Origin of the sequence: Actinorugispora endophytica, from assembly GCF_004363075.1 — a bacterium.
GTDB classification, from domain to species: domain Bacteria; phylum Actinomycetota; class Actinomycetes; order Streptosporangiales; family Streptosporangiaceae; genus Actinorugispora; species Actinorugispora endophytica.
The window spans coordinates 70,175-80,564 of the sequence record NZ_SNYN01000022.1; the positions used below are offsets into that span (position 1 = coordinate 70,175).

General features: G+C 74.2%; 9 protein-coding genes and 1 pseudogene. 4 read left to right on the forward strand and 6 right to left on the reverse strand.

The window, feature by feature from the left end; all coding sequences use genetic code 11:
* Positions 1–29 precede the first annotated feature (29 nt).
* On the reverse strand, positions 30–1,733 hold the full coding sequence (locus EV190_RS19365; RefSeq protein ID WP_133743011.1) for a right-handed parallel beta-helix repeat-containing protein: 1,704 nt from the start codon (positions 1,731–1,733) through the stop codon (positions 30–32).
* Positions 1,734–1,788: 55 nt separating this feature from the next.
* Between EV190_RS19365 and EV190_RS19370 the strand changes: the two genes are divergently transcribed.
* On the forward strand, positions 1,789–2,646 hold the full coding sequence (locus tag EV190_RS19370) for a TetR/AcrR family transcriptional regulator (RefSeq protein WP_133743012.1): 858 nt from the start codon (positions 1,789–1,791) through the stop codon (positions 2,644–2,646).
* 9 nt (positions 2,647–2,655) lie between these two features.
* Here EV190_RS19370 and EV190_RS19375 read toward each other — a convergent pair whose 3' ends face one another.
* A complete protein-coding gene (locus tag EV190_RS19375) occupies positions 2,656–3,399 on the reverse strand; it encodes a TetR/AcrR family transcriptional regulator (protein WP_133743013.1) in 744 nt (247 codons plus the stop codon).
* A gap of 111 nt (positions 3,400–3,510) precedes the next feature.
* On the opposite strand from EV190_RS19375, the gene EV190_RS19380 reads away from it, so the two are divergent.
* Positions 3,511–4,473, forward strand: coding sequence for an ABC transporter ATP-binding protein (locus tag EV190_RS19380; protein ID WP_133743014.1), 963 nt, complete (start codon positions 3,511–3,513; stop codon positions 4,471–4,473).
* Positions 4,466–5,263 carry an ABC transporter permease gene (locus tag EV190_RS19385; RefSeq protein ID WP_133743015.1) on the forward strand — a complete coding sequence of 266 codons (798 nt, stop codon included), beginning with the start codon at positions 4,466–4,468 and terminating at the stop codon, positions 5,261–5,263. Before EV190_RS19380 ends, EV190_RS19385 begins: the two co-directional genes overlap by 8 nt.
* 405 nt (positions 5,264–5,668) lie before the next feature.
* On the opposite strand, the gene EV190_RS19390 is transcribed toward EV190_RS19385, so the two are convergent.
* From EV190_RS19390 to EV190_RS19405, 4 genes are all read right to left on the reverse strand, one after another.
* Positions 5,669–6,286 carry a dihydrofolate reductase family protein gene (locus EV190_RS19390; protein WP_133743016.1) on the reverse strand — a complete coding sequence of 206 codons (618 nt, stop codon included), beginning with the start codon at positions 6,284–6,286 and terminating at the stop codon, positions 5,669–5,671.
* A 73-nt stretch (positions 6,287–6,359) separates the two neighbouring features.
* Positions 6,360–6,950, reverse strand: coding sequence for a TetR/AcrR family transcriptional regulator (locus EV190_RS19395; RefSeq protein WP_133743017.1), 591 nt, complete (start codon positions 6,948–6,950; stop codon positions 6,360–6,362).
* 175 nt (positions 6,951–7,125) lie between these two features.
* On the reverse strand, positions 7,126–7,719 hold the full coding sequence (locus EV190_RS19400; RefSeq protein WP_133743018.1) for a hypothetical protein: 594 nt from the start codon (positions 7,717–7,719) through the stop codon (positions 7,126–7,128).
* A 637-nt stretch (positions 7,720–8,356) separates the two neighbouring features.
* Complete coding sequence (locus EV190_RS19405; protein WP_133743019.1) at positions 8,357–9,454, reverse strand: winged helix DNA-binding domain-containing protein; 1,098 nt, start codon at positions 9,452–9,454, stop codon at positions 8,357–8,359.
* A 502-nt stretch (positions 9,455–9,956) separates the two neighbouring features.
* On the opposite strand from EV190_RS19405, the pseudogene EV190_RS19415 reads away from it, so the two are divergent.
* Positions 9,957–10,390: pseudogene (locus EV190_RS19415) on the forward strand (alpha/beta hydrolase); the annotation flags it as partial.

The following is a 10,390-nucleotide window of genomic DNA, read 5'->3' on the forward strand; positions in this document are numbered from 1 at the left end:
GTTCCTCTGTTTCGGTCGGAGGCGGCCCGTCACAGGCCGGGGGTGTTCTCGCGGGCGCGGCGGAGTCCGGCGCGGGAGGCGATGACGGCGACCCGGGGGTCGCCGTCGAACGCCTCCCGCGGCAGCGTCGTGTTGTCGGCGAGCACCACGCCTTCGGGCGCGTCGCCGGGGTCGGCGTCCCAGAAGTTCCCGGTGAGGACCACGTGCTCCAGGGGCGGCGACACGTTCAGCGCCACCGGCGCGTCGGCCCGGTACACGGCGTTGCCCTCGACGGTCACCCAGGACGCGCCGTAGTCGGTGTACAGGCCGAAGTTGTAGGGGGTGACGGTGTCGCGGACGACGTTGCCCCGGACGAGCGCGCCGTTGGAGGGGCGGTCGCCCTGCGCCCCGGACAGGTAGATGCCGCCGCCGTCGGCCAGCACCAGCATCGTGTCGTGGACCAGGTTGTCCAGCACACGGGTCCCGCGCCCGGGGTAGACCATGATCCCCGCGTGCGGCACGTCGTAGACCTCGTTGTGCGCGACGGTGGTGTCGCTGGTGCCCGAGAGAAGGACGGCCGGGGACCCGCGGTAGTCGAGCCCGACGCGGTGGACGCGGTTGTTCTCGACCCGGTGGCCGCAGGCTCCCTCACCGACGACCAGGCCACCGCCGGACACCTCCGTGATCTCGCCGTCGCACACCGTGTTGTCGGCGCCCGCGCCGCGGAATTCCAGCGCGACCGCGCCCAGCCGGGTGAACCGGCAGCCCTCCAGCCTGACCCGGGAGGAGTCCTCGAAGACGACGTTCCCGGGGATGGCCGTGGTTTCGCCGGGGACCGTCACCCGCCCCCGGCCCTCGGCGAACGTGACCGTCAGCAGATCGCCGCCGGTGTGGTAGCCGTTGCCGTGGTAGTGGAGGAACCCTTCGGGCGTGCTGGGTTCGGACCAGGTCGCCTCCGCGAAGGTGATCCCGCGGAAGGCGACGTCGTGGACCCCGCGCCCGTGCAGCAGCGTCTCCAGCACGGGCGCGACGACCTCGTCGAGGTCCTCACCGGGGAGCGGGCGGTAGTACACGACCGTTCCGGCCGTCGCGAAGGTTCCCCCGGTGACGAAGGCGGGGCTGTTCTCCGCGTGGGTGGGCGAGTCGACGCCGTGGGACTCGCCGTTGCCGGGCCCGTCCCAGGTGATGACCGAGTGGTAGAGGCGCGTGGCCCGCTCGAAGGCGGGCCGGGCCATCGTGACGGCGGCCGAGTCCGCGTCGGCGGAGATCCGCGCCACCGGGCAGCGGGCCTCCGACCAGGGGTAGGCGCCCCGGTAGACGAACTCCACGTCGCCCTGCCAGGACCGGAGGTCAAGGCCTTCGACGACGTACCCCTGGGGGGTGCGGACCATGGGGTGCTCCAGCGCGACGGCCGCGCGCTCGGCGCGGCGCCCGTTGACGTAGAGCTGGCGTGGGGCCGGGCCGGGGAGACGGGCCCGATGGATCCCGTCCGGGTCCCGGGTCCACCCGGTGACCGCGCGCCCGCCGCTGATCACCACCTCCTCCTGGTCGGCGGTGCCGTAGCCGTGGGCCTGGTAGACGACGCCCGAGTGCTCGGCCGAGAGCCGGAGGGTGTCGGTGAGGCGGTAGGTGCCCGCCCTGAGCACGACCACGGTTCCCGGCGCGGCGGCGTCGCGGGCCCGCTGCGGTGTCGCGAACGGCCGCTCGAACGTGCCCGGTCCCGAATCGTCCCCCGAAGGGTCGACGAAGATCACAAGAACCCCTGTCTACGGTGTACACATTGGGTAGACAGCATATACAGGAAAGGGGATGCAATTGACGGATCCGGAGCGAAGTACCGAACTGCTGTGGCGGGCCGGGGCCCGGCGCGGCCTCAGCCTGGAGCGGATCGTGCGCGCCGCGGTCGAACTCGCCGACGCCGAGGACCTGGCCGCAGTGTCGATGCGGAGCCTGGCCGAGCGGCTGGGCTTCACCACGATGGCGCTCTACCGGCACGTGCGGGGAAAGGCCGAACTGGTGGCCCTCATGCGCGACGAGGTCATGGGCGGGTGGGACTCCGCGGCCGACCCGTCCGCCGCCGGGGGGTGGCGGGCGGAGCTGGAGGCGTGGGCGCGGCGCGGACTGGCTCTCCACCAGCGGCATCCCTGGCTCGCCGAGTCGGAGGACGCCCGGCACGTGCCCGGGCCCAACGCGGTCGCGGTCTTCGAGCGGGCGCTGGGCGCCGTTGCGGACACCGGGCTTCCCCCCGCGCAGGTGGTGGCGGCGGTCAACCTCCTGGGCGGGTTCGTCGACAGCGCCGCCCGCCAGTCGGCGGCGGCGCTGCGCGCGCGGCGCCGCACCGGTGTCAGCGACGAGGAGTGGTGGCGAGGACGCGACTCGCTCTTCGCCCGCCTGGACCGGTATCCCACGCTGAGCCGTCTGTACCGCGAGGGCGCCTACGAGGCGCCGCCGGACCCCTTCGACTTCGGCCTACAGCGGGTGCTGGACGGAATCGACACCCTAATCCGTGACGAAAAGCGTGATGAAAATGTCTGCAGGGTCTGCGGGGCGCCGGTCTCAGCCGCCACCTCGGGCCGTCCCCGGGACTACTGCTCGCGCGCCTGCCAGCAGCGCGCCTACCGCGCGCGCAAGGGGGGCGGCGGGTCGGGCGGCGGACCGCGTCCGTGACGCGGGGACTCAGGGGGCGGGGGTGTCGCGGATCATCCCTCGCACCTGCTCGACGTCCGGCAGGGGCGAGGCGTGGCCGTCTCGTGCCGGTGACGGCTCGTCCGCGGCGCTCGCCGGGGCCACGAGCCGGCGCAGGCCGGTGCGCAGCAGGGCGCCGTCGACGGAGGCGACGCCGCTGAGCGCGAGCACCGACACTCCCTGCTCGAGCGCTGCCATGAGCTGCGCGACATCACCGGCCGGAAGCTCCTCGCCGGCCGGCCGGCTCTCGGCCGCGACACGCTCGTAGGCGTTGAGCATCACCTGGACCCGCGCGCGCAGCAGGGGGGTGAGCGCGTCGTCGCGGGCGGCGGTCGCGATGAACTCCAGAGTCGCGAGCCCGAACCCGCGCACCATCTCCGCCGCGCCACCGTCCCCGTCCCCGTCCCCGTCCCCGTCGCCGCCGGAGCCCGGCTCCGGCGCGTGGGCGCCACTCGTCTCCGGCATCGCGAACGGGTCCCAGTCCGCGCCGCGCAGCGCCTCCAGGTTGTGGTCCATCACCGCCAGGAACAGCTCCGCCTTGCCGCCGAAGTTCGAGTAGACCGCGCCCTTGGAGAACCCGGCCTCGTTGGCGATCCCCTCCAGGCTCGCTCGGTGGTAGCCGTCACGGGTGAACGCCACCAGCGCCGCCACGACGAGCGCGTCGCGGGTCTCCCGCTTCTGCTCGGCGCGGCTCCGCCGCACCCGGGGCGCGGACGTCGAGTGGTGTCGGTCCATGCCCGCATCCTAGTTGACGTACCATCGGCACGGTAATACCGATGGTATTTTAATTCCGACGGAACTTTAGTACCGTCGGTATTTCAACGGGCGAGGGGTGGGAGGATCACCATGGGAGACGCGGTGCTGGAGGTCGAGGACCTCACACGACGGTTCGGCTCGGCCGTCGCGAACGAGCGGGTCAGCCTGAGGGTCAGGGCGGGAGAGGTCGTCGGGCTGCTGGGACACAACGGCGCCGGCAAGACCACGCTGGTGTCCCAGGTCGTCGGACTGCTCCGACCCGACAGCGGGGCGATCCGGGTGGCCGGTGCGGACGCGGTCGCGGATCCGGCGACGGCGCGCCGCTGCGTGGCGCTCCAAGCCCAGGCGCAGGCGCCGCTGGACGGCCTGACACCCAGGGCGGCGATCGAGATCGCCGGCCGGCTGCGCGGGATGTCTGGAGCGGACGCGAGGGCCGCCGCGCGCGCCTTGGCCGACGAACTGGACATCCGCGACTGGTTCGACCGGCGGGCCACACCGGACGGCGGCGGACTGTCCGGCGGCGTGCGCCGCCTGACCGCGTTCGCCATGGCGGCGGTCGCCCCGGTGCCGCTGGTCGTCCTCGACGAACCGACCAACGATGTCGACGCGGCCCGGCGGCGGCGCCTGTGGGAGACCGTCCGCCGACTCGGCGACGACGGCGCGGGGGTGCTGCTCGTCACCCACAACGTCGTGGAGGCCGAACGCGTGGTGGACGAACTCGTGGTGCTCGACCGCGGCAAGGTCGTCGCCTCCGGGTCGCCAGGTCAGCTCCGCGGGACCGGCGACCACGACCTGCGACTCGAGCTCTCGCTGCACCCGGACGGCGCCGACCCCTCCGATCCCCCCACCGACGCGCCGATCCCGATCACCCGACGCGTCCGCGCCGGCCGTCGGGTGCTGCTGACCCTCGCCGCGGCCGACGCCGCGGCCGCCGTCGCCTGGGCCACGGCCCTTCGCTCAGGCGAGCGCATCGAGGGCTACGCGCTGGCCCCCGCCACTCTCGAGGACGTCTACCTCGCCGCCACCACCACGGAGGAGACCGCCAATGCCTGAGACGACCGTTTCCGCGCCGCCCGCGCGAGTGCCCGTCGGCGTCCCGCCGCGCACCGGCCTCTGGACGGCCTACACGACCCTGCTGCGCTGGACGACCGCCCAGATCGGCGCGATGCTGCCGCTGTTCGTCGTCGTCCAGACGCTGCTCGCCGCCGGCATCATCGTCGGGTTCGGATTCCTCGTCCCCGACATCGACACCCCCGCCGCCCGGTTCCTGTCCACCGGCGCGCCCACCGTGCTGCTGATGGTTATCGGCCTCGTCATGGTCCCCCAGGGCGTGGCGCAGGCGCGCACCAGCGGCACGTTCGCCTACCAGCGCGCGCTTCCGGTGCCGCGCCCGCTGCTGCTGCTGTCCGACCTGACGGTGTGGCTGGTCGTCGCCCTGCCGGGCGTCCCCGTCGCGGTGGTCGTGGCACAGCTGCGATACGGCTTGCGCTACACCTTCGACTGGCCTCTGCTGGTGGCCGCGTCCGTCCTGGCCGCGGCGACGGCCGCCGTGGTCGGCTACGCGATCGCCGTGCTCCTGCCCCCGTTGCCGGCCCAGCTCGCCACCCAGGTGCTGGTGTTCTTCGTGATGCTGTTCTCACCGGTCACCTTCCCGGAGAGCCAGCTGCCCGAGTGGTTCCAGGCGGTCCACGACGTGCTTCCGTTCCGGCCCGCCGCCGACCTGATCCGCGCGGGGCTGCTGTCGGACGGCTACGACGCGAGCCCCCAGGACCTCGCCGTGCTGCTGGCCTGGTGCGCGCTCGGGGCCGTGATCAGCGTCCGCGCCCTGGTCCGCCGCGCCTGAGTCGTCCCGGACCCGTCGGCGGGCGCGGCGGCACGCCGGCCCGCAGGCCGGCGTGCCCCCGCGCAGCGGCGGGTGGTCCCGGCGGTACCGCGCCCCCCTCGCGGTTCCTGACGCCCGCGGGCTGCTTCGCCCCTCCCCCGCCCCCCTGGGCGCAGGGCCTACGGGGTTTTCCGGCGCGGGGTGTTTCGGGGGCCGGGCGAGGGGTCTGCCGATGACCGTGACGCCGGCGTTCCACGATGTCCGTTTCGCGGAACGCCGGCGTCGAGATCATCGACGGGTCCCTCACGAGACGGACACCGCGGGCGCGGCCCCGCCCCGCACCCGCCGCCGCCTCGCGGTCTACGTGGCACGAGGCCGAGAGACCCCCGACACCGGTGCGCGGACCACTCCCGCGCCGGAGACTCCCTACCTGCCGGAGGACTCCGGAGCACCGGGGCGCCGGTCGTAGGTGAGGAAGACCGCCCCGCCCTTGAGGACGGTGTGGTCGACGAGCTCCCAGGCGTTGGGCGCGAAGGCCGCGGTCCGTCCGAAGAGGGGGATGCCCGAGCCGATGGTGAGCGGGCTGAGTTTGACGACCAGGCGGTCGATCTCGCCGTACAGCGCGCCGGCCAGCTCCCCGCCGCCGACGAGCCAGAGGTCTTCTCCGCCGTCGCGCTTCAGCTCTCGCAGCGCCGCCACCGGGTCGTCGGCGACGATCTCGACGCCGGGGTCCGGGCTCTCGGTCAGCGTCCGGGAGAAGACCAGGTGCCTGAGGTGGGGGTAGGCGTCGGTCACGCCGGCCGCGAGGCCGATCTCGTAGCTCTTGCGTCCTTCGACGACGGTGCCGAAGCGGGTGCCTTCGGCGGTGACACCGAGCGCCGCCCGGGCCGGGCCGGGCAGGGTCTCGGGGTACTCCTCGACGAGGTGCCGGATGTAGTCCTCGGAGGGGGTCCAGAAGCCGCCGGGGCCGGTGGGGTCGGAGCCGTCGGGCCCGGCGATGAAACCGTCGAGGGTGGAGGCGATGAAGTACACGAGCTTGCGCAAGGCAGGTCCTTTGCCGATCGGCCGCAGTGGGCGGTGGTGTGGCGCGCCGCCCGGGGCGGGCGGCGTCGGGGGGTTACGTCGCGGTGGTGGGGAACGGGGTGACGACGCGCTCCACGGCCCGGGTGACCAGCTCCTCGCGCTCGGCGCCCGTGAAGACGTCCGGCAGGGTGAGCTGCTCGACGACCAGCCAGTTCATGGCCAGGTACATCAGCCGGACGGCGGTCGCGCCGCCGGGCAGGCCCGCGGCCTCGTGCCGGGCGACGTTCTCGTCAATGTCGGCGCGGACCCGCTCGGTGAGCAGCGCGCGCAGCCCCGGCCTCCTGGTGGCCTCCAGCCGGAGCTCCAGGAGCGCCAGGTGCCCGGACGGGAAAGCGGTGGCCCTGCCGACGCTCTCCCGCAGCATCGCGCCGTACGACGCGGCGTCCCGCGCCTGGTCGAACATCCCGGTGATCGCGTCCTCCCCGGGCCTGAGCCGCTCGTAGACGCGGACGCCGGCCTGGACGAGCAGGTCGTCGCGGTTGCGGAAGTAGTTGGACGTGGTGCCGACGGGCACCGCCGCCTCCTTGTCGACGGCGCGCTGGGTCAGGCCGCGCGCCCCCTCCCGGGCGAGAACCTCGATGGCGCCGTCGAGCAGCGCGGCCCGTCGGGCCGGGTTTCGACGCATCCCGCACTCCCTCCCCGCTCTTAAGTACTTCAAGTAAAGCACTTCGAGTGCAGTGATTCAAGTGGAGTTATCTCGAGTCGCGGACGACCTGCCCGACACCGACGCCGACGCCGAGGACCACTCCCCGCCGGGCGCGCCCTACCCGCGCGGGGCGCGCCCGGCGGGGAGTGGCGGGTCAGGACACCGCGACCGCGATGAGCAGCACCGCCACGATCGTGACGCACACGATGGCGATGGCCGCGAAGGCGATCCGGTAGGGGTGCTGCTCGGCTCGCGAGACCAGGTCCGGGTACGCCCGGGCGAACTGGCGGGCGTCGACGGGACGGTCGGGGCCCTCGCACGGCACGCCGAGCGCGTCCACGAGCCGGTCCAGGTCCTCACGCGTGTAGGGGGCGCCGTTCACCCTGATGACCAGGCCGCGGTGCTCGTCGAGCAGGAACAGGCTCTCGCCGGACGCCCCGCGCGGCGCGGTGATGGTCGCGCGCACCACCTGCGCGACGCGCGGGCGCGACCGGCGCTGGTTGGAGAACAGGCCCCGTACGGCGATCTCGTCCGGGGTCAGGGTGACCCGGGCGCTGACCAGGGACGCGACCGCCAGGACGGTCAGCGCGGCGAACAGGGCGCCCACGGTCGCGGCGAGCGCCACCGGGGCGTCGCCGATCACCGCCGCGGCGGGGACGGCCATGGAGGCCACCAGTGTGACGGCCAGAACAGCCAGCCCTTTCCCGAGGTTCGGTCGCAGTACGAGGTTGCCTCGAACACCATTCACGTGGATATCGCCTCTTTCGTCAGTCGTGTGACAAGCGTGCCGCATCGGCGGTGATGTCTTCGACGTCGGGAAGAGGCCCGAGTTCGACACGATCTACACCGAATGGCTGGGCTCGCACCGGCCCGCCCGCGCGGTCGCCGGTGCGCGGCGGCGCCCTTGGCCCGCGCGTCCCCGCCGGATGTCCGTGAGGCGGCGGTTCGAGGGCCGGTCCCGCTCTCACCCGGAATGATCACGGGCTTTCCGCCCTTCCCGGCCCCGAAACGGGCAGAAAGCCCAAGACCGTCAACGGAACCCTCACGCAACGGACATCACGGGCGCGGCCCCGGCTCCCGCCCGCCGTCACCTCGCGATCCGCGTGGCGCGGAGTCGAAAGACCCACCGAAGCACCGGCGTCCGAGCCACCCCCGCGCCGGAGCTTCCCTACTCGCCCGCTGACCAGCCCATTGCCGCTTTCCGGCGCACTTGGTCCGTCCCCTAGCGGGCGAGGACGCCCCGGAGAGCGGAAGGGTCTCTCCCCTCCGTCGAGGGCCGCGCGGCATCCGCGCGGTCATGTCGACGCGAACGCCACGCGGCCCGCACCGGTCCGCCGCCGTTCGGTCGGGGGTTCCGCGTCAGCGCTCCGAGGGCGCGGCGCCCGTCAGGGCGGCGGGGCGATCCGCACGCGGTGGCTGTCGCCGTCGGAGAGGAACGACGCCAGCGCCTGGCCTTCCTCCTCGACGGCGTCGCGGTCGCCCCGGGAGAAGCCGCGCAGCGGGGTGACGACCACGGTGTCCGCCTCGACGATCCAGGTCGCGCGGACCCGGCCGTCGACCAGGACGACGCGGGCCCCGGCGACCGACAGGCCGCGGTGGGCGTCGTCGATGATCCGGCCGCGGTCGTGGTAGCCCAGGATCGCGTTGTCGAACGCCGGCAGGAACCGCACCGGGGCGGGAGTGTCGGGGCCGGGGCGCGGCGCGCCGGGGAGGTCGAGCAGCTCGCGGCCGCGCTCGTCGCGGAAGGAGACCAACTCCCCGCGCAACGCGGCGACCGCGGCCGGAAGCCCTGCGAGGCCGCACCAGGCGCGCAGGTCGGCCGAGGCCGCGGGGCCGAACGCGGCCAGGTAGCGCCGCACCAGCGCCTGGCCCGCGGGGTCGGAGCGGTCCGGGGACAAAGGGGCGATCTCGCGGCCCAGCCAGGACGAGAGCACGACGTTGCGCACCCCCGCCTTCACCCGCCAGAGCCCGCGCGGCGGCAGCTGCACCATCGGGACGAGGGCGGCGACCGACATCTCCCCCAGCGCCCGCGGCCCCGGCGCCGGCCAGCGCCCGGCGAGCGCCCGCGCGAGCCCGGCCATCGAGCGCGGCTCGCCGTCGGCCATGACCGCCCGGACCGCCGCGGCGAGCTCGTCCAGGTCCACCCCGTCGAGCTCGCGGCGGTAGACCCCGAGCACCCGTTGGCGCAGCATGGCGTCGTGGCGGGCCCGCCAGGCCAGGGCGTCGTCGGCGGCGACGAGGTGGACGGTGCGGCGCATGAGGTGGGTCCGCACCACGTCCCGCCGGACAAGCAGGTCCGAGAGCGCCGCCGGGTCGAACGCGCGCAGCCGCGACCAGAGCCCGACGAACGGCTCCTGCGGTTCCTGCGCCTGCAGACCGCCCAGGTGCGCGACGGCGTCGAGGGCCGGTACGTCGGCGCGGTCCAGCAGCAGCTGCCGGGCGAGCGTCGCGCGGTTGAGCTCCCGGGCGTCCAGAACGGTCACCGGAACCACCCCGCGGCGTGCCCGCGGCCCGGGCCCGACGTCCCGGCGCCCTGACGGTAGGGGCCTCCCCGGGCGGGGTTCCGTCCCGGCGCGCGCGTCTTCACTGCCATGTCCCTGCCTTCGGTCGGGTGTCGCGGTCTGGCGGGCCGGCGGCGCCGTGCCGGACGCCCGCCGCCGACGGACGGCCACGGGGGTCGGCCCGCCCGGCCCTTTCCCGTGGCCACGGTCGCAGGAGAAGCGGTCAGACCGTGTCCGCTACCCGGGTCCGGCCGGGGAACCGCTGCGAGAACCCGGCGCGACCGCCCTCGCGACGGGCCCCGGAGCCTCCGCGAAAACCTGTTGGCGGACCACGGCGACCACTGCTACTCTTCCGGAGGCCGTGCGAGAGACCGAGGAGGTGGTACCCGTGAACGTTTCGACATGGGTGCTCCCCTGCGGGGTCACGGTCGGGCGATAGGTCGTCCGGGAGCGCCGTCCACGAGCACTCCCGAAAGGCACGACCGTGCGATTCACTTCCGAACAGCGCCTCGACGACGGCATCCTCGAGCGCGAGTTCACCCTCGGCGAGATCCCCGGCATCCTGTGGACGCCCGGATCCGCATCCACGCCAGCCCCGCTGATCCTGGTCGGCCACCCCGGCGGACTGCGCACGATGTACCCCCGACTGGTGGCCCGGGCCCGGCACTCCGCGGCGGAGGGCTTCGCCTCGGCCACCATCGAGCTCCCCGGGAGCGGTGACCGGCCCCGTTCGGCCGCCGCCGAGGAGGCCCGCGCCGACCTGCTCCGGGCGCTGGCGGCCGGTGGGCCGGTCAGCGACGAGATCGTCGACCGGCTCGTCCTCCCGCTGGTGGAAAAGGCGGTCCCGGAATGGCGGGCCGCCCTGGACGCCCTCCTTGCGCTGCCCGAGATCGGCGGCCCGGTCGGGTTCTCGGGGGG

Coding starts and splice junctions, on each gene's coding strand:
- EV190_RS19370 (WP_133743012.1), top strand. CDS start 1,789: ATGCAATTGACGGATCCGGAGCGAAGTACCGAACTGCTGTGGCGGGCC.
- EV190_RS19395 (WP_133743017.1), bottom strand. CDS start 6,950: ATGCGTCGAAACCCGGCCCGACGGGCCGCGCTGCTCGACGGCGCCATC.
- EV190_RS19375 (WP_133743013.1), bottom strand. CDS start 3,399: ATGGACCGACACCACTCGACGTCCGCGCCCCGGGTGCGGCGGAGCCGC.
- EV190_RS19385 (WP_133743015.1), top strand. CDS start 4,466: ATGCCTGAGACGACCGTTTCCGCGCCGCCCGCGCGAGTGCCCGTCGGC.
- EV190_RS19380 (WP_133743014.1), top strand. CDS start 3,511: ATGGGAGACGCGGTGCTGGAGGTCGAGGACCTCACACGACGGTTCGGC.